Annotated in this window: 18 protein-coding genes, 1 tRNA gene and 1 pseudogene; 11 read left to right on the top strand and 9 right to left on the bottom strand. The window is 69.6% G+C overall.

Annotated elements, in window-relative coordinates; genetic code table 11:
* Positions 1–226: 226 nt before the first annotated feature.
* Positions 227–1,075: a DUF4184 family protein gene (locus tag AC0ZLC_RS24460; RefSeq protein WP_476754099.1), complete on the top strand. Its 849-nt coding sequence runs from the start codon at positions 227–229 to the stop codon at positions 1,073–1,075.
* 175 nt (positions 1,076–1,250) lie between these two features.
* Here the strand turns inward: AC0ZLC_RS24460 and AC0ZLC_RS24455 are convergent, their stop codons facing one another.
* Both AC0ZLC_RS24455 and polA read right to left on the bottom strand, forming a co-directional pair.
* On the bottom strand, positions 1,251–1,784 hold the full coding sequence (locus AC0ZLC_RS24455) for a hypothetical protein (protein ID WP_476754098.1): 534 nt from the start codon (positions 1,782–1,784) through the stop codon (positions 1,251–1,253).
* A gap of 452 nt (positions 1,785–2,236) precedes the next feature.
* Positions 2,237–4,963, bottom strand: a complete 2,727-nt coding sequence (gene polA, locus AC0ZLC_RS24450; protein ID WP_476754097.1) for a DNA polymerase I — start codon at positions 4,961–4,963, stop codon at positions 2,237–2,239.
* A 167-nt stretch (positions 4,964–5,130) separates the two neighbouring features.
* On the opposite strand from polA, the gene AC0ZLC_RS24445 reads away from it, so the two are divergent.
* The 7 genes from AC0ZLC_RS24445 (at position 5,131) to AC0ZLC_RS24415 (ending at position 14,293) form a co-directional block, all read left to right on the top strand.
* Entirely contained in the window at positions 5,131–7,410 is a 2,280-nt protein-coding gene (locus AC0ZLC_RS24445) for an FdhF/YdeP family oxidoreductase (protein WP_476754096.1), read from the top strand.
* Positions 7,411–7,471: 61 nt separating this feature from the next.
* A complete protein-coding gene (locus AC0ZLC_RS24440; protein ID WP_476754095.1) occupies positions 7,472–7,960 on the top strand; it encodes a PaaI family thioesterase in 489 nt (162 codons plus the stop codon).
* Between the two features lie 676 nt (positions 7,961–8,636).
* Entirely contained in the window at positions 8,637–9,860 is a 1,224-nt protein-coding gene (locus tag AC0ZLC_RS24435; protein ID WP_476754094.1) for a branched-chain amino acid ABC transporter substrate-binding protein, read from the top strand.
* A gap of 113 nt (positions 9,861–9,973) precedes the next feature.
* Positions 9,974–10,906, top strand: a complete 933-nt coding sequence (locus tag AC0ZLC_RS24430; RefSeq protein WP_355779188.1) for a branched-chain amino acid ABC transporter permease — start codon at positions 9,974–9,976, stop codon at positions 10,904–10,906.
* A 5-nt stretch (positions 10,907–10,911) separates the two neighbouring features.
* Entirely contained in the window at positions 10,912–12,702 is a 1,791-nt protein-coding gene (locus tag AC0ZLC_RS24425) for a branched-chain amino acid ABC transporter permease (protein WP_476754160.1), read from the top strand.
* Positions 12,703–12,707: 5 nt separating this feature from the next.
* Entirely contained in the window at positions 12,708–13,580 is an 873-nt protein-coding gene (locus AC0ZLC_RS24420) for an ABC transporter ATP-binding protein (RefSeq protein ID WP_476754093.1), read from the top strand.
* On the top strand, positions 13,577–14,293 hold the full coding sequence (locus AC0ZLC_RS24415) for an ABC transporter ATP-binding protein (protein WP_476754092.1): 717 nt from the start codon (positions 13,577–13,579) through the stop codon (positions 14,291–14,293). Before AC0ZLC_RS24420 ends, AC0ZLC_RS24415 begins: the two co-directional genes overlap by 4 nt.
* A gap of 89 nt (positions 14,294–14,382) precedes the next feature.
* Here AC0ZLC_RS24415 and AC0ZLC_RS24410 read toward each other — a convergent pair whose 3' ends face one another.
* On the bottom strand, positions 14,383–15,039 hold the full coding sequence (locus tag AC0ZLC_RS24410) for an ANTAR domain-containing response regulator (RefSeq protein ID WP_476754091.1): 657 nt from the start codon (positions 15,037–15,039) through the stop codon (positions 14,383–14,385).
* A gap of 101 nt (positions 15,040–15,140) precedes the next feature.
* On the opposite strand from AC0ZLC_RS24410, the gene AC0ZLC_RS24405 reads away from it, so the two are divergent.
* Both AC0ZLC_RS24405 and AC0ZLC_RS24400 read left to right on the top strand, forming a co-directional pair.
* Positions 15,141–15,223: transfer RNA gene (locus AC0ZLC_RS24405), tRNA-Leu, on the top strand.
* Between the two features lie 86 nt (positions 15,224–15,309).
* A complete protein-coding gene (locus AC0ZLC_RS24400) occupies positions 15,310–16,095 on the top strand; it encodes a transposase (RefSeq protein WP_476754090.1) in 786 nt (261 codons plus the stop codon).
* A gap of 43 nt (positions 16,096–16,138) precedes the next feature.
* Here the strand turns inward: AC0ZLC_RS24400 and pyk are convergent, their stop codons facing one another.
* Together pyk and AC0ZLC_RS24390 are read right to left on the bottom strand one after the other, a co-directional pair.
* Positions 16,139–17,575: a pyruvate kinase gene (gene pyk, locus AC0ZLC_RS24395; protein WP_476754089.1), complete on the bottom strand. Its 1,437-nt coding sequence runs from the start codon at positions 17,573–17,575 to the stop codon at positions 16,139–16,141.
* A gap of 127 nt (positions 17,576–17,702) precedes the next feature.
* Positions 17,703–18,404 (bottom strand): SIMPL domain-containing protein, encoded by a 702-nt coding sequence (locus tag AC0ZLC_RS24390; protein ID WP_476754088.1) that lies wholly within the window; start codon positions 18,402–18,404, stop codon positions 17,703–17,705.
* 140 nt (positions 18,405–18,544) lie between these two features.
* On the opposite strand from AC0ZLC_RS24390, the gene AC0ZLC_RS24385 reads away from it, so the two are divergent.
* On the top strand, positions 18,545–20,347 hold the full coding sequence (locus tag AC0ZLC_RS24385; RefSeq protein WP_476754087.1) for a bifunctional metallophosphatase/5'-nucleotidase: 1,803 nt from the start codon (positions 18,545–18,547) through the stop codon (positions 20,345–20,347).
* Positions 20,348–20,419: 72 nt separating this feature from the next.
* Here AC0ZLC_RS24385 and AC0ZLC_RS24380 read toward each other — a convergent pair whose 3' ends face one another.
* The 4 genes and pseudogenes from AC0ZLC_RS24380 to AC0ZLC_RS24365 all read right to left on the bottom strand — a co-directional run bounded on the left by AC0ZLC_RS24380 (position 20,420) and on the right by AC0ZLC_RS24365 (position 23,705).
* Positions 20,420–20,566, bottom strand: a complete 147-nt coding sequence (locus AC0ZLC_RS24380; RefSeq protein WP_476754086.1) for a hypothetical protein — start codon at positions 20,564–20,566, stop codon at positions 20,420–20,422.
* A gap of 103 nt (positions 20,567–20,669) precedes the next feature.
* Positions 20,670–20,789: pseudogene (locus AC0ZLC_RS24375) on the bottom strand (SigE family RNA polymerase sigma factor); the annotation flags it as partial.
* 79 nt (positions 20,790–20,868) lie between these two features.
* Positions 20,869–22,284 carry a lysine N(6)-hydroxylase/L-ornithine N(5)-oxygenase family protein gene (locus AC0ZLC_RS24370; RefSeq protein ID WP_476754085.1) on the bottom strand — a complete coding sequence of 472 codons (1,416 nt, stop codon included), beginning with the start codon at positions 22,282–22,284 and terminating at the stop codon, positions 20,869–20,871.
* Positions 22,281–23,705: a pyridoxal phosphate-dependent decarboxylase family protein gene (locus AC0ZLC_RS24365; protein ID WP_476754084.1), complete on the bottom strand. Its 1,425-nt coding sequence runs from the start codon at positions 23,703–23,705 to the stop codon at positions 22,281–22,283. The genes AC0ZLC_RS24370 and AC0ZLC_RS24365 overlap by 4 nt, the downstream gene beginning before the upstream one ends.
* Between the last annotated feature and the right edge of the window lie 113 nt (positions 23,706–23,818).

The raw sequence follows: 23,818 nt of genomic DNA, 5'->3' as shown, positions 1-23,818 counted from the left end.
CTTCTCGTCCTGCCGTGCTCCCCGGCACGTGACGCAGGTGACCCTACGACAACTTCCGCCGCCGGGGCACCCGTTCACGCCCGGTTTTCACCGGTTGGCCATATACCCGCTGCCCGCGGGCCCGTCGGGGGCGGATCCCCCGGACATTCTCATGGACCCCTCATACTGGCGTGAGTGATCGCCAGGGGCCGCACCACGCGCCCGACGCCCGGCGCAGGGGGACGACGTGCCTTTCACTCTCAGCCACGCGGCGGCCGTGCTGCCCGCCGTACGTGGCGACGGGACCGGCCGCGGCCGGCTCGTACCGGCCGTCCTCGTCGCCGGGTCGTTCGCTCCCGACATGACCTACTACGCGGCGAGCGTGCTGCCGGGTGCGATGGAGTTCGGCGGCTTCACCCACTCCTTCACCGGTGTCCTCACCGTCGACGTCCTCATCGCCTGGGCGCTCGTGGGCCTGTGGCTCGTCCTGCGCGAACCGCTGGTCGCCCTGCTGCCGCGGGCCCGGCAGGGGCGCCCGGCGGCCCTGCTGCGCTGCGGGACGCCGCATGCGCGTCCCGGCCTTTCGCCGACGCTGTGGTGGTACGTCTCCGCCGTGCTCGGTGCGCTCACGCACGTCGTCTGGGACGCGTTCACGCACCTCGACCGGTGGGGGATGCGGCTGTTCCCCGTCCTGGGCCGGGAGATCGCCGGTTCCCCGCTCTACTGGTACCTGCAGTACGGGGGTTCGGTGGTGGCGGCCGTCCTGATCGTGGCCTTCCTCTTGGTCGCACTCCGGCGGACCTCCCCGGGCGAGCCGGTGGGCGTACCCCTGCTGTCCCGGGCGGACCGGTGGGTGGCGGGCGCGCTCCTCGTGGGCTGTGCCCTCGTGGGCGCGGTGCAGCGGGCCTCGCGCTGGTGGGCGTACTGGGGGTCGGACGCGAAGCTCTGGGAACTCATCCCGACCGTGTGCTTCGGAGCGGGCGCCGGACTCGTGCTCGGCCTGCTCCTGTACGGCACCGGCACCAGACTGTGCCGCCCGGCCCCGCCCCGGCCGACCGGGACACCGGCGGGGCCCAGTCGCGAGAGGGCGCGCTGAGCGGACGTGCCGGGGGCGCCTCTTCCCGGGGCGGGCGGGCTCGGTCCGGCGGCTGCGGAGTGTGCGCGTTGCCCACGCCTTCGCGGATGGGCAGTGCCCACGCCTTCGCGGATTGGCGGATTCGCGGCATCGCGTGGCCCGCGCCTACGCGGCTTGGCGGATGCGCGGGCAACGTCTACGCGGCTTCGGCGTCGTTCGTCGTGGCGACGCGGGCGACGATGCGGGCCAGGCGGGCGCCGCGATGCCTGCGCCCCCTGTGCCGTCGGACCGTACGGCTCAGGTCGGCCCACAGCCGGCGGGCGGCGCCCCGGTCCGGGCGGGTGAGCACGGCGCGCAGCGTGGGCCGCGCTCCGTGGGTGAGGCCACGGCCCGTTCCCCGGAGCCGGCGCACGAGCGTGAAGCCGGTCGGGCCGGCGACGGCGCTCGTCGGGGCGTCCGGACTTCTCCGGCCCGCGCCGACGCAGGTGGGGCCCGCGTGCGCCGTCCGGAAGGGGGTGCGGAGCCGCGTCCGCTCCCCCGCCCTGCGCAAGCACGCGTGGAGCCCCGCAGCGGGGTCGCGGGGCGGGCGGCTGCGACGAGGGGCGCGTACCCGGGCGGTACTCGCCCCGGCCGCGAAGACCGGGGCCGGTGTGCGCAGCGTCGCCGCGCGGACGGCAGCCGAGAAGGGGGTGGCTCTCCCCGGAGGGCGGGGGAGCAGACGTATACCCATGCCCGCATCCTTACGGGGCCTCGCGCCGGGGGGCGCCTTCGCGGGGGCCACCCGGGTGACCTCCGCCCTGCGGGGCCACGGGCCGACGGTACGGGGCCTCGGGCCGACGGAGGGAGACGTCGAGCCGGGACCAGCCTTCCCCGGGCCCGCCCGCTTCCCGGCCCCGCCCGGTGTCCGGACTCGGGCCCGGAGACGGGGCGGCCTGCCCGAGGAGGGGGTGCAGCGGGCACCGGGACGCCACGTCCCGCCCGGGAGGAGTGGGACGGACGGGCCCGGCCGAGCGACCGTGTCGAATCAGGGGCCGGGTGGACGCCGAGCGCCCCCCGGGCAGCCCGCGGCGAGCGCACCGCCCGTGTCCGCCCGCCCCAGTGAGCCGGGGCCCGAAACCGGGCCGGTGTCACCTGCCCCGGTCGGCCCCGGGCCGAAGTCGCCCGACCCCGGCCCGGCCAGGGCTAGTGTGCCGCCGACTCCCAGTCGGGGCCCGCGCCGACGGACACGTCGAGCGGAGCCCGCAACCGCACCGCGCCCGCCATCTCGCGGCGGACCAGCTCCTCCGTCCGCGCACGCTCGCCGGGGGCGATCTCCAGGACGATTTCGTCGTGGACCTGGAGCAGCATGCGGGACTTCAGGCCCGCCTCGCGCAGCGCCCGGTCCACGTTGAGCATCGCGATCTTCACGATGTCGGCGGCCGTGCCCTGGATCGGCGCGTTCAGCGCCATCCGCTCGGCCGCCTCGCGACGCTGGCGGTTGTCGCTGTTGAGGTCGGGCAGATAGCGGCGGCGCCCGAAGAGCGTCGCCGTGTAACCCGTGGCGCGGGCCTCGTCGACGGCGCGCCGCAGATAGTCCCGGACGCCCCCGAAGCGCTCGAAGTACGTGTCCATCAGGGCACGCGCCTCACCGGCGTCGATGTTGAGCTGCTGGGAGAGACCGAACGCCGACAGCCCGTACGCGAGGCCGTACGACATGGCCTTGATCTTGCGGCGCATCTCCGCGTCGACCCCGGACCGCTCCACGGAGAACACCTGCGAGGCGACCGTGGTGTGCAGGTCCTCACCGGACGTGAACGCCTGGAGGAGCCCCTCGTCCTCGGACAGGTGGGCCATCACCCGCAGCTCGATCTGGCTGTAGTCCGCGGTCATGAGGGACTCGAAGCCCTCGCCGACCACGAACCCGCGGCGGATCGCGCGGCCCTCGTCGGTACGGACCGGGATGTTCTGCAGGTTCGGGTCCGTGGAGGACAGGCGGCCCGTCGCGGCCACCGTCTGGTTGAAGGTGGTGTGGATGCGGCCGTCCGCGGCGATCGTCTTGATCAGGCCCTCGACCGTCACCCGCAGCTTGGCCTGCTCACGGTGGCGGAGCATGAGCACCGGCAGTTCGTGGTCGGTCTGCGCGGCCAGCCACGCCAGGGCGTCGGCGTCCGTCGTGTAACCCGTCTTGGTCTTCTTCGTCTTCGGCAGGCCCAGCTCACCGAAGAGGACCTCCTGGAGCTGCTTGGGCGAACCGAGGTTGAACTCGTGGCCCACCGAGGCGTGCGCCTCCTTCACCGCCTGCTGCACGGCGCCCGCGAACATCTGCTCCATGGCCTCCAGGTGCGCCCGGTCGGCCGCGATGCCGTACCGCTCCAGGCGGGCCAGCAGCGCGGAGGTCGGCAGCTCCATGTCCCGCAGCAGGTCGGCCGAACCGACCTCCTCCAGCTTCTCGCCGAACGCCACCCCCAGATCGAGGATCGCGCGGGCCTGCACCATCAGCGCCTCCGCCTCGGCCTGGTCGTCGGCGCCGAAGGCGAGCTGGCCGTCGGCCGCGGCGGCGGGCGCCAGCTCCCGGTTCAGATACTCCAGGGACAGCGCGTCCAGAGCGAAGGAACGGCGGCCCGGCTTCACCAGGTACGCGGCGAGCGCGGTGTCCATCGTCACGCCCTCGACGCTCCAGCCGTGCTCCGCGAAGACCCGCATCACGCCCTTCGCGTTGTGCAGGACCTTCGGCCGGGCGGCATCGGCGAGCCACCGCGAGAACGCGTTCTCGTCGGCCTCGTCCAGCTGGGACGGGTCGAACCAGGCGGCCTTCCCGTCCGCCGCGGCGAGCGCGACCTCCGCCACCGAGCCCGCGCCCAGCGCCCACGCGTCGACGGTGGCCACGCCGAGCGCGGCCCGGCCGTGCTCGGCGAGCCACGGCTTCAGCTCACCGGCACCCAGCACCGCGCCGTCCAGCTCCACACCGGGCGCGACCGGCTGGGCCGCCTCCGCCTCCGCCGTCCCCGGGTCCACGGCGAACAGCCGCTCGCGCAGCGAGGGATTCCTGATCTCCAGGGTGTCCAGGACCAGCGCGACGGTCTTGCGGTCGTACGGCGCACGCTCCAGGTCGGCGACCGTCTTCGGCAGCTCGACGGCGCGCTCCAGCTCGGTGAGCCGGCGGTTCAGCTTGACGGACTCCAGGTGGTCGCGCAGATTCTGCCCGGCCTTGCCCTTGACCTCGTCAACCCGCTCGACCAGTTCCGCGAACGAACCGAACTGGTTGATCCACTTCGCCGCGGTCTTCTCCCCGACACCGGGGATGCCCGGCAGGTTGTCGGACGGGTCACCGCGCAGCGCCGCGAAGTCCGGATACTGCGCCGGCGTCAGCCCGTACTTCTCGAAGACCTTCTCCGGGGTGAAGCGCGTCAGCTCCGAGACACCCTTCGTCGGATAGAGCACGGTCGTGTGCTCGGAGACCAGCTGGAAGGAGTCGCGGTCGCCGGTGACGATCAGCACGTCGAAGCCCGCGGCCTCGGCCTGCGTGGCCAGCGTGGCGATGACGTCGTCCGCCTCGAAGCCCTCCACCGCGAACCGCTCGGCGTGCATCGCGTCGAGCAGCTCACCGATCAGCTCCACCTGCCCCTTGAACTCGTCCGGGGTCTTCGACCTGTTCGCCTTGTACTCGGTGAACTCCTCGGAGCGCCACGTCTTGCGGGACACGTCGAACGCCACCGCGAAATGCGTGGGCGCCTCGTCGCGCAGCGTGTTCGCCAGCATCGACGCGAAACCGTAGATCGCGTTCGTCGGCTGGCCCGTCGCGGTCGTGAAATTCTCCGCGGGGAGCGCGAAGAACGCGCGGTAGGCCAGCGAGTGCCCGTCCATGAGCATCAGCCGCGGACGGCCCGTGCCGGAGGTCTGCTCGGTCTTCTTCGATGCTGTTTCTGCCACGCCCCCGATCCTGCCACGCCGCACTGACAGCCAGAGCCGCCCGGGCCCGGGCACGGACACCGCCACCGGTGCGTGCGAGGATCGGATCCCCCGCAGGCCCCCGGGGCGGACCCCCGGGACGAGCCGGACACACAGCGCACACGCGTGCACGCGAAAGGGTCGAAGCGATGGCCAGCAAACCGCCCAAGGGCGACCCGGTCCAGGACGCGCCGCAGGTCACCGGGCCGAAGCACGCGGCGGCCGGACTGCCCGCCATAGGGCACACGCTGCGCATCGCCCAGCAGCAGATGGGAGTGCGCCGCACCGCCCTCACCCTCCTGCGCGTCAACCAGAAGGACGGCTTCGACTGCCCGGGCTGCGCCTGGCCGGAGCCCGAGCACCGGCACGCGGCGGAATTCTGCGAGAACGGCGCGAAGGCGGTCGCAGAGGAGGCCACCCTGCGCCGGGTCACCCCCGACTTCTTCGCCGCACACCCCGTCTCCGACCTCGCCGGCCGCAGCGGCTACTGGCTGGGACAGCAGGGCCGCCTCACCCACCCCGTCCACCTCGCCGAGGGCGCCGACCACTACGAGCCGGTGACCTGGGAGCGGGCCTTCGACATCGTCGCCGAGGAGCTCACCGCACTCGCCTCCCCCGACGAGGCGATCTTCTACACCTCCGGCCGCACCAGCAACGAGGCGGCGTTCCTCTACCAGCTGTTCGCCCGCGAACTCGGCACGAACAACCTGCCTGACTGCTCGAACATGTGCCACGAGTCCTCGGGCTCCGCGCTCACCGAGACCATCGGCATCGGCAAGGGCAGCGTCCTGCTCGACGACCTGTACCAGGCCGACCTCGTCATCGTCGCCGGACAGAACCCCGGCACGAACCACCCCCGCATGCTCTCCGCACTGGAGAAGGCCAAGGCGAACGGCGCGCGGATCATCACGGTCAACCCGCTGCCGGAGGCGGGCCTGGAGCGGTTCAAGAACCCGCAGACCCCCCAGGGCATGATCAAGGGCGCCGCCCTCACCGACCTGTTCCTGCAGATCCGCCTCGGCGGCGACCAGGCCCTCTTCCGCCTCCTCAACAAACTGATCCTGGAGACCGACGGCGCGGTGGACGAGGACTTCGTCCGCGAACACACCCACGGGTACGAGGAGTTCACCGAGGCCGCCCGCGCCGCCGACTGGGACGACACCCTCACCGCGACCGGCCTCACCCGCGCCGAGATCGAAACGGCACTGGAGATGGTCCTCGCCTCCCGCCGCACCATCGTGTGCTGGGCCATGGGCCTCACCCAGCACAAGCACGCGGTGCCGACCATCCGCGAGGTCGTCAACTTCCTCCTGCTGCGCGGCAACATCGGCCGCCCCGGCGCGGGCGTCTGCCCCGTGCGCGGCCACTCCAACGTCCAGGGCGACCGCACCATGGGCATCTTCGAACGCCCAGCCCCCGCCTTCCTGGACGCCCTGGAGAAGGAATTCGGCTTCGCCCCGCCCCGCGAACACGGCTACGACGTCGTCCGCGCCATCCGCGCCCTGCGCGACGGCAAGGCGAAGGTCTTCTTCGCCATGGGCGGCAACTTCGTCTCCGCGTCCCCCGACACCGCGGTCACCGAGGCCGCCATGCGCCGCGCCCGCCTGACCGTGCACGTGTCGACGAAACTGAACCGCTCCCACGCCGTCACCGGCGCACGCGCCCTGATCCTGCCCACCCTCGGCCGCACCGAACGCGACCTCCAGCACGGCGGCGAGCAGTTCGTGACCGTCGAGGACTCCATGGGCATGGTGCACGCCTCCCGCGGCCGCCTCGCGCCCGCCGGCCCCCACCTGCTGTCCGAACCCGCCATCGTGTGCCGCCTCGCCCGCCGCGTCCTCGGCGACCGCACCCGGACACCCTGGGAGGAGTTCGAGAAGGACTACGCCACGATCCGCGACCGCATCGCCCGCGTCATCCCCGGCTTCCACGACTTCAACGCCCGCGTCGCCGACCCCGCCGGCTTCACCCTCCCCCACGCCCCGCGCGACGAACGCCGCTTCCCCACCGCCACCGGCAAAGCCAACTTCACCGCCGCCCCCGTCGAACACCCCCGGCTGCCCGAAGGCCGCCTCCTGCTGCAGACCCTGCGCTCCCACGACCAGTACAACACCACCATCTACGGCCTCGACGACCGCTACCGCGGCATCAGGAACGGCCGCCGCGTCGTCCTCGTCAACCCCGACGACGCCCGCACACTCGGCGTCGCCGACGGCTCGTACGTCGACCTCGTCGGCGAATGGCACGACGGCGTCGAACGCCGCGCGCCCGGCTTCCGCGTCGTGCACTACCCGACCGCCCGGGGCTGCGCCGCCGCGTACTACCCCGAGACCAACGTCCTCGTCCCGCTGGACGCGACCGCCGACACCAGCAACACCCCGGCGAGCAAGTCCGTCGTCGTCCGTCTGGAACAATCGGCGACCGACTGAGCGTTTGCTCAGCGACAGCGATCCACGACGAAGTGATCCACGACGAACGGAGCCCGGCCCCATGGGCGAGCAGCACACCGCGAAGTTCCCGCAAGAGGTCATCGACGAATACGCCGCCCTCGGCGTCGACCTGCCCGCGCTCTTCTCCGCGGGCCACCTCGGCACCCGCATGGGCGTGCAGATCCTCGAAGCCTCCGCCGACCGCGTCGTGGGCACCATGCCCGTCGAAGGCAACACCCAGCCCTACGGCCTCCTGCACGGCGGCGCCTCCGCCGTCCTCGCCGAGACCCTCGGCTCCATCGGCGCCATGCTCCACGGCGGCAGCTCCAAGCTCGCCGTCGGCGTCGACCTGAACTGCACCCACCACCGCGCGGCACGCTCCGGAGTCGTCACCGGCGTCGCCACCCCCCTCCACCAGGGCCGCTCCACCGCCACGTACGAGATCGTCATCACCGACGAGGACGGCAAGCGCGTCTGCTCCGCCCGCCTCACCTGCATGCTGCGCACCGTCGGCCCGAGCGACGCCGACCACGCCCGCGCCGCCCGCTGACCGAAATTCCCGCCAGGGGCGGGCCGCCACCCAACACGGCCCGCCCCGGCGGAAATCACACCCACACGGACAGCAACTCCCCACCCGCACAACAGAGTCACGGCACCGCCGACCCCAACTCCCGCGCCAACGAACGCGGTTGAGGACCACACGCACCACCCCCGGACTCCGCGCAAGCGGCGTGCACCGTCCGCTCCGGGACAACCCGGCCGATCACGGTGCAGACATCCGTATCCCGCAGCCCCAGAACGCCGACATTCCCCCTCCCGGCGTGACGCTGCGTGACACAGACGCAATACAGCACCCCCACCCCTCCCCGGCGGACAGCACACCCACGACCTCATCCACACCCCCGCACCGCGCCCCCGCGCCCACCCGGCCACCGCCGCCGCCCACGCACAACCGGAAGTGCGGATTCTCAAAATGTGGACTCCGGAGCATTTCCGCCATACCGGTCGAGAGCCCCCGTCCACGAAGGTCACCAACCACCACGTCATAACAAGAAAGTCACAAGCCAGCCCACGGCGATGCCGCCGCCCACAGACGGGCTTAGAGTCACGGCCAGTCACCGCGCCGCCGGGCGCGTCTGCAGCACGGCACCTTGTACCACCCCAGTACGGCCCGGCGAGACACACGGCAGCCCAGCAGGGCTGCTGCGCCAGGGAGAGGATTCAACGTGCGACAGCGTTCTTTGGTCATACTCACGTCCGTGCTCACGACGGGAGCACTCACGCTGACCGCCTGCGGTTCGCGCGACGACGACAAGGGCGGCGAGGACAGCGGCAAGAAGACCGAGGTCATCATCGGCGTCGACGCGCCGCTGACCGGTCAGAACTCCGCCACGGGCCTCGGCATCAAGGGCGGCGTCCAGGTCGCCGTCGACGACGCCAACAAGAAGAACCTCGTCCCCGGCGTGACATTCAAGGTCGTCGCCCTCGACGACAAGGCGATCCCCGCCCAGGGCCAGACCAACGCCACCCAGCTCGTCGGCAACGACAAGGTCCTCGGCGTCGTCGGCCCGCTGAACTCCGGCGTCGCCACCCAGATGCAGCAGGTGTTCGCCACCGCCAACCTGGTCGAGATCTCGCCCTCCAACACCGCCCCCGAGCTCACCCAGGGCAAGAACTGGCAGACGAAGAAGGCGCGTCCCTTCAAGACGTACTTCCGCACCGCCACCACCGACGCCCTCCAGGGCGGCTTCGCGGCCGACTACGCCTACAAGACGCTGAAGAAGCGCAAGGTCTTCGTCGTCGACGACAAGCAGACCTACGGCGCCGGCCTCGCCAAGCTCTTCAAGTCCGGCTTCACCAAGGCGGGCGGCAAGGTCGCGGGCGAGGACCACGTCAACACCGGCGACACCGACTTCTCGGCCCTCGTCACCAAGATCAAGAACTCCAAGGCCGACCTCGTCTACTACGGCGGCCAGTACGACGAGTCCGAGAAGCTCACCAAGCAGCTCAAGGACGCCGGCGCCAAGGTCCCGCTCTTCGGCGGCGACGGCATGTTCACCCCGACCTACATCGAGACCGCCGGCAAGACCTCCGAGGGTGACCTCGTCACCTCCGTCGGCCAGCCCGTCGACACCCTGCCCTCCGCCGCCGAGTTCATCAAGAAGTACAAGGCCTCCGGCCTCAAGGGCGACTACGGCACCTACGGCGGCTACTCCTACGACGCCGCCACCGCCATCATCAAGGCGATCGGCAACGTCGTGAAGGACGGCAAGGTCCCCTCCGACGCCCGCGCCAAGGTCGTCGAGGAAGTCCAGAAGACCCAGTTCGACGGCATCGCCGGCCCCGTCGCCTTCGACGAGTACGGCGACACCACCAACAAGCAGCTCACCGTCTACCAGGTCGTGGACGGCAAGTGGAAGGCCGTCAAGAGCGGCACGTTCAACGGCTGATCCACACCGCCGCTAGCACCACCACAGGGCCGCGCGGCCACTGACCACACGTCACCGCGCGGCCCGTTTCATACGCCCTGCTCAACTCTCCCCACCCACATGGAGGCCATGCGGTGAACACTCTGCCGCAGCAGCTGGCCAACGGGCTGTTCCTCGGCTCGATGTACGGGCTGATCGCCATCGGCTACACGATGGTGTACGGCATCGTCCAGCTCATCAACTTCGCCCACGGCGAGATCTTCATGACCGGAGGCTTCGGCGCACTCTCGGTCTACCTGTACGTCCTGCCCAACGGCACATCCATGTGGATAGCCCTGCCGGCGATGCTCATAGGCGGCGGACTCGTCTCCGTCCTCATCGCCGTCGGAGCCGAACGCTTCGCCTACCGGCCACTGCGCGGCGCACCACGCCTCGCACCCCTCATCACCGCCATCGGCCTCTCCCTCGCCCTCCAGCAGGCCGTCTTCAACTGGTACCCCGACGCCAAGACCGACCGCACCTTCCCCCAGCTCGACTTCGGCCCCTGGCACATCGGCGACATCCGCATCCAGAGCGGCGCCGCCTTCGTCATCATCGCCGCCCCCCTCTGCATGGCGGCCCTCGCCCTCTTCGTCCGCCTCTCCCGCACCGGCCGCGCCATGCAGGCCACCGCACAGGACCCGGACACCGCCCAGCTCATGGGCATCGACACCAACCGCATCATCGTGATCGCGTTCGCCATCGGCGGCTTCTTCGCCGCCGTAGCCGCCGTCTCCTACGGCCTGCGCTACGGACAGATCAAGTACGACATGGGCTTCCAGATGGGCCTCAAGGCCTTCACCGCAGCCGTCCTCGGCGGCATCGGCAACATCTACGGCGCCATGATCGGCGGCCTCGTCCTCGGCCTCGCCGAAACCATGGCCACCTCCTACATCGACGGCATCCCCGGCATGCAGCAGCTCGGCGGCGGCGGCTGGTCCTCCGTCTGGGCCTTCGTACTCCTCATCCTCGTACTGCTGTTCAGGCCACAAGGCCTAGTCGGCGAACGCGTCGCGGACAGGGCGTGACCACCATGGCAACCACCGAGAAAGCCACGCCGGCCACCCCCCGGCAGGCCCCCGCCCGCGGCCTCATCGCGCTCCCCCCGACCGCGGCCCGCGCCCTCGTCGCGGCCGGCGCCGTCGCCACCATCGCCAGCACGTTCATGTCCTGGACCTACACCGACGAATTCCCCGGGGACCTCACCTACTACGGCTCCCCCGCCGGACTCCAGGTCCTCGCCCTCGTCGCCGGCATCCTCACCCTCCTCTACACGCTCACCCTCTGGGACATCCGCGGCCTGCGCTGGCTCAACCCCGCCGGCGCCACCCAGCCCGTCGTCCTCGCCGCCGCCTCCGCCTTCGCGGTCAGCTGGTTCAGCGCCATCGCCATCGCCGTCGACCTCAAGGGCCTCGTCGCCCTCGACCCCGGCGCCTACCTCGCCGCCGTCGGCTCACTGACCGCCCTCCTCGGCACCCTCGCCCTCCCCAAGCCGGGCGACACCTTCAAGGACTACGTCACCAAGCCCGACCGCATCCCCCCGGCCGCCACACTCCCCGGCTGGGGCGAACGCCTCGTCATCACCGCCGCCACCACCGTCGCCCTGATCGTCTTCACCTACGGCATCGGCGTCGACCCCGACGCGAGCGAAACCTTCATCGGCTTCCTCCTCCTCGTCGTCCTCGGCGCCTGGGCACTCCTCAGCGCCGGACTCTTCGACCGCTTCGCCGAACTCAACGCCCGCCACAAGGGATTCGCCACCTCCATGGCCTTCCTCGCCGCGGCGATCTTCCCCTTCGTCGAAAACGACGAACACAACGCCAACCTCGGCGTCAACATCCTCGTCGTCGCCACCGTCGCCCTCGGCCTCAACATCGTCGTCGGCCTCACCGGACTCCTCGACCTCGGATACGTCGCCTTCCTCGGCGTCGGCGCCTACGCGGCCGCCCTCGTCTCCGGCAGCGAATTCTCCCGCTTCTCCGGCGTCCAGTTCCCCTTCTGGGCCGCCATGCTCACCGGCATGGCCGCATCGCTCGTCTTCGGCGTCCTCATCGGCGCCCCCACCCTGCGACTGCGCGGCGACTACCTCGCCATCGTCACCCTCGGCTTCGGAGAGATCTTCCGCATCGGCGTCAACAACCTCGACGGATCCTCCGGACCCAACCTCACCAACGGCCCCAACGGCATCTCGATGATCCCCGACCTCAACATCTTCGGGTTCGACTTCGGAGCCACCCACGCCATCGGCGGAATCACCCTCGGCCGCTTCGCCAACTACTTCCTGCTGATGCTGATCATCACCGGCATCGTCGTCGTCGTCTTCAACCGCGCCGCCGACAGCCGCATCGGCCGCTCCTGGATCGCCATCCGCGAAGACGAAACCGCCGCCACCGCCATGGGCATCAACGGCTTCCGCGTCAAACTCATCGCCTTCGCCCTCGGCGCCAGCCTCGCCGGCCTCGCCGGCACCGTCAGCGCCCACGTCGGCTACAGCGTCAACCCCGCCCCCTACCAGTTCGCCGGATCCGTCCCCCCGAACTCGGCGTTCCTCCTCGCCGCCGTCGTCCTCGGCGGCATGGGCACCGTCAACGGACCCATCCTCGGCGCCACCCTCCTCTACCTCCTCCCCGAGAAGCTCAGCTTCCTCAAGGAGTACCAGCTCTTCGCCTTCGGCATCGCCCTCGTCATCCTCATGCGATTCCGCCCCGAAGGCATCATCGCCAACCGCCGCCGGCAACTCGAATTCCACGACACCGGCCAACCCGACATCCCCGAACAGAGCCTGCCCGACACCACCGTCGGCGTCACCAAGGCAGGGGCGTGACCCACATGACCACCACCACGGCCACCAGCCCCGTCCTCGAAGCCACCGGCGTCACCATGCGCTTCGGCGGCCTCACCGCCGTCCGCGGCGTCGACCTCACCGTCAACAGCGGCGAGATCGTCGGCCTCATCGGACCCAACGGCGCTGGCAAGACCACCTTCTTCAACTGCCTCACCGGCCTCTACGTCCCCACCGAGGGCACAGTCGCCTACAAAGGCACCGTCCTGCCACCCAAGCCCCACCTCGTCACCAGCGCAGGCATCGCCCGCACCTTCCAGAACATCCGGCTCTTCGCCAACATGACCGTCCTGGAAAACGTGCTCGTCGGCCGCCACACCCGCACCAAAGAAGGACTCTGGTCCGCCCTCCTCCGCGGCCCCGGCTTCCGCAAAGCAGAAGCCGCCAGCCGCGAACGCGCCATGGAACTGCTGGACTTCATCGGCCTCGCCCACAAGGCCGACCACCTCTCCCGCAACCTCCCCTACGGCGAACAACGCAAGCTCGAAATCGCCCGCGCCCTGGCCAGCGACCCCGGACTCCTCCTCCTCGACGAGCCCACCGCCGGCATGAACCCGCAGGAAACCCGCGCCACCGAAGAACTCGTCTTCGCCATCCGCGACCAAGGCATCGCCGTCCTCGTCATCGAGCACGACATGCGCTTCATCTTCAACCTGTGCGACCGCGTGGCCTGCCTCGTCCAAGGCGAAAAACTCGTCGAAGGAACCTCCGAAGTGGTCCAGGGCGACGAACGCGTCGTCGCCGCCTACCTCGGCACCCCCTTCGAAGGCGCCCCCGGCGCCGACGAACTCGCCGAAGTCGAAGCCGCCGAGGCACACGGAGCGCAGAGCACCACCAGCAAGGAAGGAAGCGCCCAGTGACCGCACTGCTCGAGGTCGAAGACCTCAAGGTCGCCTACGGCAAGATCGAAGCCGTCAAGGGCATCTCCTTCTCCGTCGAAGCCGGCCAGATCGTCACCCTCATCGGCACCAACGGCGCCGGCAAGACCACCACCCTGCGCACCCTCTCCGGACTGCTCAAGCCCACCTCCGGCCAGATCAAGTTCGACGGCAAGATCGTCAACGGCGTCCCCGCCCACAAGATCGTCGCCCTCGGACTCGCACACTCCCCCGAGGGACGCCACATCTTCCCCCGGCTCACCATCACCGAGAACCTGCAACTCGGCGCCTTCCTCCGCACCGACAAAGCAGGCATCGAGAAGGACATCCAGCGCGCCTACGACCTCTTCCCCATCCTCGGGGAACGCCGCAAGCAGGCCGCCGGAACCCTCTCCGGCGGCGAACAGCAGATGCTCGCCATGGGCCGCGCCCTCATGTCCCAGCCCAAACTCCTCATGCTCGACGAACCCTCCATGGGCCTCTCGCCGATCATGATGCAGAAGATCCTCGCCACCATCGCCGAACTCAAGGCCCAGGGCACCACCATCCTGCTCGTCGAACAGAACGCCCAGGCGGCGCTCTCCCTCGCCGACCAGGGACACGTCATGGAAATCGGCAACATCGTCCTCTCCGGCAGCGGACAGGACCTCCTCCACGACGAATCCGTCCGCAAGGCCTACCTCGGCGAAGACTGACCCACCCGCCCGAGGCACACGAAGAGGCCCGCACCCCACCAACGGGGTCGCGGGCCTCTCGCACAACCGAACCAGGCCGAACCGGCGGACTAGCCCTTCGACGCCTTCTTCTCCGCCGCGTCCTGGATGACCGCCTCCGCCACCTGCTGCATCGACATCCGCCGATCCATCGACGTCTTCTGGATCCACCGGAACGCCGCCGGCTCCGACAGCCCGTACTCCGTCTGCAGCACCGACTTCGCCCGGTCCACCAGCTTCCGCGTCTCCAGCCGCTGACTCAGGTCAGCGACCTCCTTCTCCAACTCCTTCAGCTCCGTGAACCGCGACACCGCCATCTCGATCGCCGGCACCACGTCACTCTTGCTGAACGGCTTCACCAGGTACGCCATCGCACCCGCGTCACGCGCCCGCTCCACCAGATCCCGCTGCGAGAACGCCGTCAGCATCAGCACCGGCGCGATGCTCTCCTCGGCGATCTTCTCCGCCGCCGAGATCCCGTCCAGCTTCGGCATCTTCACATCGAGGATCACCAGGTCCGGCTTGTGCTCCCGGGCAAGCTCAACGGCCCGCTCACCGTCGCCCGCCTCACCCACGACCGTGTAGCCCTCTTCCTCCAGCATCTCCTTGAGGTCGAGACGGATCAGGGCCTCGTCCTCGGCGATGACGACACGGGTCGTCAGCGGAGGCACGTGCGACTTGTCGTCGTCGGGCGCGTCCACGGGCTGGGGCGACTCGGGGGCGGTCACGGGGGCTCCTCATAACGGGCCGGGCAGGTAGTGCTGCTAATGAAGACTACCTAGGGGCGGCCGCCTGCGATGACCCGGTATGCTTCCGCAGAGCTACTCACGCCGGGTTGGTGGAAGGGTATACACGGAGGTCTCAAACACCTCTGCCTGAGAGGGCTTGCGGGTTCGAATCCCGCACCCGGCACAGATCCCGCAAAGCGGATGTCCACCTTCTCGTGAACATCCGCTTTTTGGTGCACACAGTCACGGTCAGTGACTCAGGGTGCTCACATGAGCTACCACAGCACAGAGGTACGACAGAGGGCGCTCACACTCCTGCGGGGCGGAGCCCGGAACGCCGACGTCGCGCGACGATTCGAGATCCCTCTCGGGACGATCAGCTATTGGAAGCACATGGACCGCGCGAAACGTGGCGAGTGTCCCGGGCGCATTCAACCGTCGTGCCCTCGATGCGACGACGAGCTGGATTTTCCTGCCTACGCGTACCTTCTGGGCCTGTATCTCGGTGACGGCCACATCATCCAGAACCGAGCGATGCACGTACCGAGCCTGTCCGTCTCCTGCGCCGATGCTCACCCCGGACTCATGGACGAGTGCGAGCAAGCAATGCGCCGGGTTCTTCCAGCAAACTCGGTCTGCCGGATCCGCCGGAAAGGCTGCCACGAGGTGAAGCTCTACTCCAGACACCTTTGGTGCCTCTTCCCCCAGCACGGGCCCGGGAAGAAGCACGAGCGGGCGATCGTGCTGGCGGGCTGGCAGCGGGAGATCGTCCACGCTCACCCCTGGGAGTTCGTCCGGGGGCTCGTCCACTCCGACGGGTGCCGGATCACCAACTGGACGACCCGCGTCGTCGCCGGTGAGCGCAAGCGCTATGAGTACCCCCGGTACTTCTTCACCAACGTCTCCGACGACATCCGCCGGCTGTACACGGACACCCTCGACAAGCTCGGCATCGCGTGGACGCACTGCACCCGGCACGGGAACGCCTACAACATCTCCGTGGCCCGCAGGGACGACGTGGCCCTGATGGATGCGCACGTAGGTCCCAAGTACTGAGTCCGGCGCGGTGGGCCCCTCCTCATGAGGGGCCCGGGGCCGGTCACTTGGGGGCGTCGTCCTCGCCGATGTGGTGGACGCGGACGAGGTTGGTCGAGCCGGAGACGCCGGGCGGGGAGCCGGCGGTGATCACGACCATGTCGCCCTGCCGGCAGCGCCCGATCTTCAGGAGCTGCTCGTCGACCTGGTCGACCATGGCGTCGGTGGATTCGACCTGCGGCCCTAGGAAGGTCTCGACGCCCCAGGTGAGGGTGAGCTGGGACCGCGTCGCGGGGTCGGGCGTGAACGCCAGGAGGGGGATCGGCGAGCGGTAGCGGGACAGGCGCCGGACGGTGTCGCCGGACTGGGTGAAGGCGACGAGGAACCTGGCGCCGAGGAAGTCGCCGATGTCGGCGGCGGCACGGGCGACGGCGCCGCCCTGGGTGCGGGGCTTGTTGCGCTCGGTGAGGGGCGGGAGTCCCTTGGCGAGGATGTCCTCTTCGGCGGCTTCGACGATGCGGGCCATGGTGCGCACGGTCTCGACGGGGTACGCGCCGACGCTGGTCTCGCCGGAGAGCATGACGGCGTCGGTGCCGTCGATGACGGCGTTGGCGACGTCGGAGGCCTCGGCGCGGGTGGGGCGGGAGTTCTCGATCATGGAGTCGAGCATCTGGGTGGCGACGATGACGGGTTTGGCGTTGCGCCGGGCGAGTTTGATGGCGCGCTTCTGGACGATGGGGACCTGTTCGAGGGGCATTTCGACGCCGAGGTCGCCGCGGGCGACCATGATGCCGTCGAAGGCGGCGACGATGTCGTCGATGTTGTCGACGGCCTGGGGTTTTTCGACTTTGGCGATGACGGGGAGGCGGCGGCCTTCTTCGTCCATGATGCGGTGGACGTCGTCGATGTCGCGGCCGCTGCGGACGAAGGAGAGGGCGATGACGTCGAAGCCGGTGCCGAGGGCCCAGCGGAGGTCTGCTTCGTCCTTGTCGGAGAGTGCGGGGACGGAGACGGCGACGCCGGGGAGGTTGAGGCCCTTGTGGTCGGAGACCATGCCGCCTTCGATGACGGTGGTGTGGACCTGGGGGCCTTCGACGGCGGTGACTTCGAGGCAGACTTTGCCGTCGTCGACGAGGATGCGTTCGCCGGGGGTGACGTCGGTGGCGAGTCCGTCGTAGGTGGTGCCGCAGGTGTGGCGGTCGCCTTCGGTGTCGGGTTCGACGGTGATGGTGAAGGTGTCGCCGCGTTCGAGGAGTACGGGTCCTTCGCGGAAGCGGCCGAGGCGGATCTTCGGGCCTTGAAGGTCGGCGAGGATTCCGACGCTGCGGCCGGTTTCGTCGGAGGCTTTTCTTACGCGCTGGTAGCGCTCCTCGTGCTCGGCGTAGGTGCCGTGGCTGAGATTGAATCGGGCTACGTCCATTCCGGCTTCGACCAGTGCTTTGATCTGGTCGTACGAGTCGGTGGCGGGCCCCAGAGTGCAGACGATTTTCGCTCGGCGCATGGTCTGAGCCTAGGCCTTACCGGTGGGTAGCGAATTGGGTGTGTGTGTCTGCCCAACAGCCTTTGGATGAAGGGCTGTTGACGAGTGTTGAATTGTGCATGGGGTCGCTCCGATGAGCGCTGCGGTACTACAAATTCGGGGGTGCCATGGTGAATCGGGCGGTGACCTCGGCGTGGATGTGCTGGCGCTGGGGTTCGAGGTCGAGGGGTGCGGTGTCGTCGGGGGTTTCGCCGGCGTAGGTCATGGTGCGCAGGGTGCGGTCGGCGGGGTGGGGCCGGGCGGGGTCGGTGTCGGTGAGTTCGATGAGTGAGGTGAGGGTGGTGTCGAGGGCTTCGGCGTATTCGCGGGCGCGCTGGACGGCGTCGTGGACGGCTTGGCGGCGGGCTTCACGGTAGGCGGGTGAGGTGGGGCGCAGGGTCCAGGTGGGGCCGTCGACGCGGGTGAGGTCGAGGTCGGCGAGGCGGGTGGTGAGTTCGCCGAGTGCGGTGAAGTCGGTGAGCTCGGCGGTGAGGTGGACGTGGCCGTGGTAGGCGCGGATGCGTTCGCCGCGGCCGTGTTTGGTGAGTTCGGGGCTGATGGTGAGGGTGCCGGTTTCGAGGTGTTCGACGGCGTCCGCGTAGGTTTTGACGAGGTCGAGGGTGGTGGTGTTGCGGCGAGTGAGGTCGGCGAGGGTGTCGTGCCGGTTGGTGCCGCGGGCGCTGACGGTGATGTTGATGCGGGCGGTTTCGGGGGCGGTTTCGAGGTGGGCTTCGCCGCGGACGGTGAGGTGGGGGGTGTCGGGGGTGCCGTGGGCGGGTGTGGTCCTGGGGTCGTCCGGGGTGGGGGTCATACGTCCTACTGTGGCACTGCTGGGCGGGTTCCGGGGGTTTGCTGGTCACCAGATCGAAACCTGCGGGATCTGTTCGGGGGCGTGGTGGGTGGGTGAGAATCTACGCGCGTCGTTGACCATCGCCCCAGGGAGCCACAGAGATGCCGTTGAACCGCCGGAAGTTCCTGAAGAAGTCCGCTGTGACGGGTGCCGGGGTGGCGTTGGCCGGTGGGGTCGGTGCGCCGGCTGCCGAGGCTGCGGCCGGGGGGAGCGGGAAGCGTCCGAAGCGGTATGCGCTGACGGTGATGGGGACGACCGATCTGCACGGGCATGTCTTCAACTGGGACTACTTCAAGGACGCGGAGTATTCCGACGCCAAGGGCAACGCGATGGGTCTGGCGCGGATTTCGACGCTCGTGGACCAGGTGCGTGCGGAGAAGGGCCGCCGGAACACGTTGTTGCTGGATGCGGGCGACACGATTCAGGGCACTCCGCTGACGTACTACTTCGCGAAGGTGGATCCGATCACCGCGAAGGGTGGTCCGGTGCATCCGATGGCGCAGGCGATGAACGCGATCGGTTATGACGCGGTGGCGCTCGGCAATCATGAGTTCAATTACGGGATCGAGACGCTGCGGAAGTTCGAGTCGCAGTGTGATTTCCCGTTGCTGGGTGCGAACGCGCTGGACGCGAAGACGTTGAAGCCGGCTTTCCCGCCGTATTTCATGAAAAAGTTCCATGTGCCAGGTCTGCCGCCGGTGCGGGTGGCGGTGCTGGGGCTGACGAATCCGGGTATCGCGATCTGGGACAAGGCGTATGTGCAGGGGAAGTTGACGTTCCCGGGGCTTGAGGAGCAGGCGGCGAAGTGGGTGCCGAAGCTGCGGTCCATGGGTGCGGACGTGGTGGTGGTGTCGGCGCACAGTGGTTCGTCGGGTACGTCGTCGTACGGTGATCAGTTGCCGTACGTGGAGAATTCGGCGGCTCTGGTGGCGCAGCAGGTGCCGGGGATCGACGCGATTCTGGTGGGTCATGCGCATGTGGAGATTCCGGAGCTGAAGGTCACCAACGCGGTGTCGGGCCGGACGGTCGTGCTGTCGGAGCCGCTGTGTTATGCGGAGCGTCTGTCGTTGTTCGACTTCGAGTTGGTGTTTGAGAAGGGGCGGTGGCGGGTCGAGTCGGTGGCGGCGTCGTTGCGTGATTCGCGGACGGTGGCGGACGATCCGCGGATCACGAAGCTGCTGGGTGCTGAGCATGCGGCGGTGGTGAAGTACGTCAACCAGGTGGTGGGGACGGCGACTCGGACGTTGACGACAGTGGAGGCGCGGTTCAAGGACGCGCCGATCATCGATCTGATCACGAGGGTGCAGGAGGACGTGGTCAGGGCGGCGCTGGCGGGGACGGAGTATGCGTCGTTGCCGGTGATCGCGCAGGCGTCGCCGTTCTCGCGTACGTCGGAGATCCCGGCGGGTGAGGTGACGATCCGGGATCTGTCGAGTCTGTACGTGTACGACAACACGTTGGTGGCGAAGTTGCTGACGGGTGCGCAGGTGCGGGCGTATCTGGAGTACTCGGCGGAGTATTTCGTGCGGACGGCTGCGGATGCGGTGATCGACACGGAGAAGCTGACGAACGCGAATGGCCGGCCGGACTACAACTACGACTATGTGTCGGGGTTGACGTATGACATCGACATCGCGCAGGCGCCGGGGTCGCGGATCAGGAATCTGTCGTACGACGGGGCGGCGTTGTCGGACGGGCAGCAGTTCGTGTTCGCGGTGAACAACTACCGGGCGAACGGTGGTGGTGCGTTTCCGCATGTGGCGTCGGCGAAGGAGTTGTGGGCGGAGTCGACGGAGATTCGTACGCGGATCGCCGAGTGGGTGACGGCGAAGGGTGTGCTGGACCCGGCGGAGTTCGCGTCGGTGGACTGGCGGCTGACGCGGGACGGTGTGCCGGTCTTCTAGGTCCGGGACGTTTTGAGTTGCTGTTCGGCCGGGGCGCGGTGGTGGTGGCGCCCCGGCCGCGTGTGTGTCGGGTCAGTGTCCGGTGGGTGGCAGCAGGGAGTTGATGTTGCTGCCGTTCCGGGTGATCAGGGCGTCGTCGTAGCGCAGGAGTTGGGGTGAGGCTCCGTAGTCGGGGCCGGTTTGGGTGTCGATGTGGGTGTAGACGACGCCGTCGCGCACGGCGAACGGGCCGTTGCTGCCGTCGCCTTCGCGGTTGGCCTTGACCGTCCACAGGCGTTTTCCGGTGTTGGCGTCGAACTTGGCGGCGTCGTACTTGGTTCCGCTGCAGCAGGTCTTCGGCGGCGTGCCGGTCCCCTCCGGTGAGCAGTACCGCGAGCCGTAGCAGCGCGGTGGAGCGCATGGCTACGAGCTCGCGGAACTCGTCGTGACTTGAGGCCTCCATCGACCCTCCCCTTCTCGCATCCATCACGACGTGGTGAGCGGTCTGCGGCTGTCCCTCGTGGGTGAACTGGTGTCGCTTTTCAGCGTTCGTCGATCAGGGGGGTGAGGACGGGGGTCTGGCGGGCGGTGGGGATGTGGGGGCGGGGTTCGAGTCCGAAGGTGGTGAAGGACGTCCGTTCGGGGAGGGGGTAGGGGTCCTTGCCGGTGAGGGCGTTGAGGATGGTGGCGCTGCGCCAGGCGGCGAGGCCGAGGTCGGGGGTGCCGACGCCGTGGGTGTGGAGTTCGGCGTTCTGGACGTGGACGCGGCCGGTGACGCAGGGATCGAGGACGAGGCGGAACCGGTCGTCGATGCGGGGGCGTTCGGCGGTGTCGCGGCGGAGGTAGGGGTCGAGTCCGGCGAGGATGCCTCCGAGGGGGCGTTCGCGGTAGCCGGTGGCCAGGACGACTGCGTCGGTGGTGAGGCGGGAGCGGGTGCCCTGCTGGACGTGTTCGAGGTGGAGTTCGACCTTGGTGGTGGCGACGCGTCCGGCGGTGCGGACGTTGACGGCGGGGGTGAGGACGGCGTCGGGCCAGCCGCCGTGGAGGGTGCGGCGGTAGAGCTCGTCGTGGATCGCGGCGAGGGTGTCGGCGTCGATGCCTTTGTGGAGTTGCCACTGGGCGGCGACGAGCCGGTCGCGTACGGGTTCGGTGAGGGCGTGGAAGTAGCGGGTGTAGTCGGGGGTGAAGTGTTCGAGGCCGAGTTTGGAGTACTCCATGGGGGCGAAGGCTTCGGTGCGGGCGAGCCAGTGGATCTTCTCGTGGCCCGGGGGGCGGTTCTTGAGCAGGTCGAGGAAGACTTCGGCGCCGGACTGTCCGGCGCCGACGACGGTGATGTGGCCGGCGGTGAGGAAGTGTTCGCGGTGTTCGAGGTAGTCCGCGGCGTGGATGACGGGGGCGCCGGGGGCTGCGACGAGGGGTTGGAGGGCTTCGGGGATGTGGGGGGCGGTGCCGACGCCGATGACGATGTTGCGGGTGTGGGTGCGGCCGAGGGCTTCGGCTTCGCCGTCGGTGTCGAGTTGGGTGAAGTCGACTTCGAAGAGGGCGCGTTCGGGGTTCCAGCGGACGGCGTCGACCTGGTGGCCGAAGTGGAGTCCGGGGAGGTTGTCGCTGACCCAGCGGCAGTAGCTGTCGTATTCGGCGCGCTGGATGTGGAAGCGCTCGGCGAAGTAGAAGGGGAAGAGGCGGTCGCGGGCTTTGAGGTAGTTGAGGAAGGTCCAGGGGCTCGTGGGGTCGGCGAGGGTGACGAGGTCGGCGAGGAAGGGGACTTGGAGGGTGGTCCCGTCGATGAGGAGGCCGGGGTGCCAGTCGAAGGCGGGGCGCTGTTCGTAGAAGACGGTGTCGAGTTCGGTGAGGGGGTGGGCGAGGGCGGCGAGGGAGAGGTTGAAGGGGCCGATGCCGATGCCCACGAGGTCGCGTGGGGCTTCGGGTTCGTGTGGGGGGTGGGGTGTCGGGCTCATCGGGCTGTGTGTCCTTCCACCAGTTTCAGGAGTGCGGCCAGGTCGTCGGGCCGGGTGTGCGGGTTGAGGAGGGTGGCTTTGAGCCAGAGGCGGCCGTCGGGGGTGGCGCGGCCGAGGACGGCGCGGCCTTCGGTGAGGAGGGTGCGGCGTACGGCGGCGACGGTGTCGTCGGTGGCGTGGGCGGGCCGGAAGAGGACGGTGCTGAGGGTCGGCCGGTCGTAGAGGTCGAAGGCGGGGTGGGCTTCGACGAGGGTGGCGAGTTCCTGTGCGTGGGCGCAGACGCGGTCGACGAGGGCGCCGAGTCCTTGGCGGCCGAGGGTTTTGAGGGTGACGGCGATTTTGAGGATGTCGGGGCGCCGGCTGGTGCGCAGGGAGCGGCCGAGGAGGTCGGGCAGTCCGGCCCGGGTGTCGTCGTCGGCGTTGAGGTAGTCGGTGGGGTGGTTCAGTACGTGCAGGTCGTGGGGGTTCTGTACGGCGAGTAGGCCGGCGGCGACGGGTTGCCAGCCGAGTTTGTGCAGGTCGAGGGTGACGGTGTGGGCGCGGGCGAGGCCGTCGAGTCTGCTGCGGTGGCGGTCGCTGAAGAGGAGGCCGCCGCCGTATGCGGCGTCGATGTGGAGGCGGGCTCCGTGGGCTGCGCACAGGTCGGCGATGTCGGTCAGGGGGTCGATGAGTCCGGCGTCGGTGGTGCCTGCGGTGGCGGCGACGGTGAACGAGCCGCGGGGGCCGTGCAGTTCGGTGAGGGCGGCGTCGAGGGCGGCGGGGTCCATGGTGCCGGCGGGGGCGGGGACGACGACGGGGTCGGGCAGGCCGAGGAGCCAGGCGGCGCGGCGCAGTGAGTGGTGGGCGTTGGCTCCGCAGACGAGTGTGGTGCCGTGGTGGGCTTCGCGGGCGAGGAGGAGGGCGAGCTGGTTGGATTCGGTGCCGCCGGTGGTGACGACGGCGGCACCTTTCTTCGGTTGTGTGTTCGCTTCGAGTGGGTCGGCGTCGCCGGGGCCGGCCGGTGTGGGTGCGTAGATCTCCGCGGCGAGGGCGTCGGTGACGAGTGCTTCGAGTGCGGAGGCGGCGGGGGCCTGGTCCCAGGAGTCGAGGGAGGGGTTGAGGGCGGAGGCGGCGAGGTCGGCGGCGGTGGCGACGGCGAGCGGCGGGCAGTGCAGGTGGGCGGCGCACAGGGGGTCGGCGGGGTCGGCGGCGCCTGCGGCGAGGGTGCGGACCAGGAGCCGCAGGGCGTCGTCGGAGCCTTCGCGGGGCAGCACCTCGCCGACGGTGTCGCGTACGTTCCGGGCGACGGCCTGGGGGCCGCCCGCGGGCAGGGGGCCGCCGCGTGTCTCGGCGCCGTCGCGCAGCGCGTCGAGGACGGTGTCGAGCAGCGGCCGCAGTGCGGCGGAGCCGCCGGGACCTGAGGCGAGGGGCGGCGAGCTCATGGGCGTCCTCCGAGGGCCGCGGGGCGGGGGGCTCCAGCGTGTACGCGCGAGGACCGCCGTGCCCGAAAAGCTCCACGACGCAAACCCGAAAGGGGGTACTGCCACGTGGGAGG

It is taken from the genome of Streptomyces sp. GLSS-08 (genome assembly GCF_056387915.1).
This window is presented reverse-complemented; position numbering and strand designations above follow the sequence as displayed.

Bases quoted from the DNA above. Each gene is read 5' to 3' on its own strand.
- AC0ZLC_RS24455 (WP_476754098.1), bottom strand. From the start codon at position 1,784: ATGGGTATACGTCTGCTCCCCCGCCCTCCGGGGAGAGCCACCCCCTTC.
- AC0ZLC_RS24445 (WP_476754096.1), top strand. From the start codon at position 5,131: ATGGCCAGCAAACCGCCCAAGGGCGACCCGGTCCAGGACGCGCCGCAG.
- AC0ZLC_RS24440 (WP_476754095.1), top strand. From the start codon at position 7,472: ATGGGCGAGCAGCACACCGCGAAGTTCCCGCAAGAGGTCATCGACGAA.
- AC0ZLC_RS24425 (WP_476754160.1), top strand. From the start codon at position 10,912: ATGGCAACCACCGAGAAAGCCACGCCGGCCACCCCCCGGCAGGCCCCC.
- AC0ZLC_RS24420 (WP_476754093.1), top strand. From the start codon at position 12,708: ATGACCACCACCACGGCCACCAGCCCCGTCCTCGAAGCCACCGGCGTC.
- AC0ZLC_RS24400 (WP_476754090.1), top strand. From the start codon at position 15,310: ATGAGCTACCACAGCACAGAGGTACGACAGAGGGCGCTCACACTCCTG.
- pyk (WP_476754089.1), bottom strand. From the start codon at position 17,575: ATGCGCCGAGCGAAAATCGTCTGCACTCTGGGGCCCGCCACCGACTCG.
- AC0ZLC_RS24390 (WP_476754088.1), bottom strand. From the start codon at position 18,404: ATGACCCCCACCCCGGACGACCCCAGGACCACACCCGCCCACGGCACC.
- AC0ZLC_RS24385 (WP_476754087.1), top strand. From the start codon at position 18,545: ATGCCGTTGAACCGCCGGAAGTTCCTGAAGAAGTCCGCTGTGACGGGT.
- AC0ZLC_RS24370 (WP_476754085.1), bottom strand. From the start codon at position 22,284: ATGAGCCCGACACCCCACCCCCCACACGAACCCGAAGCCCCACGCGAC.
- AC0ZLC_RS24365 (WP_476754084.1), bottom strand. From the start codon at position 23,705: ATGAGCTCGCCGCCCCTCGCCTCAGGTCCCGGCGGCTCCGCCGCACTG.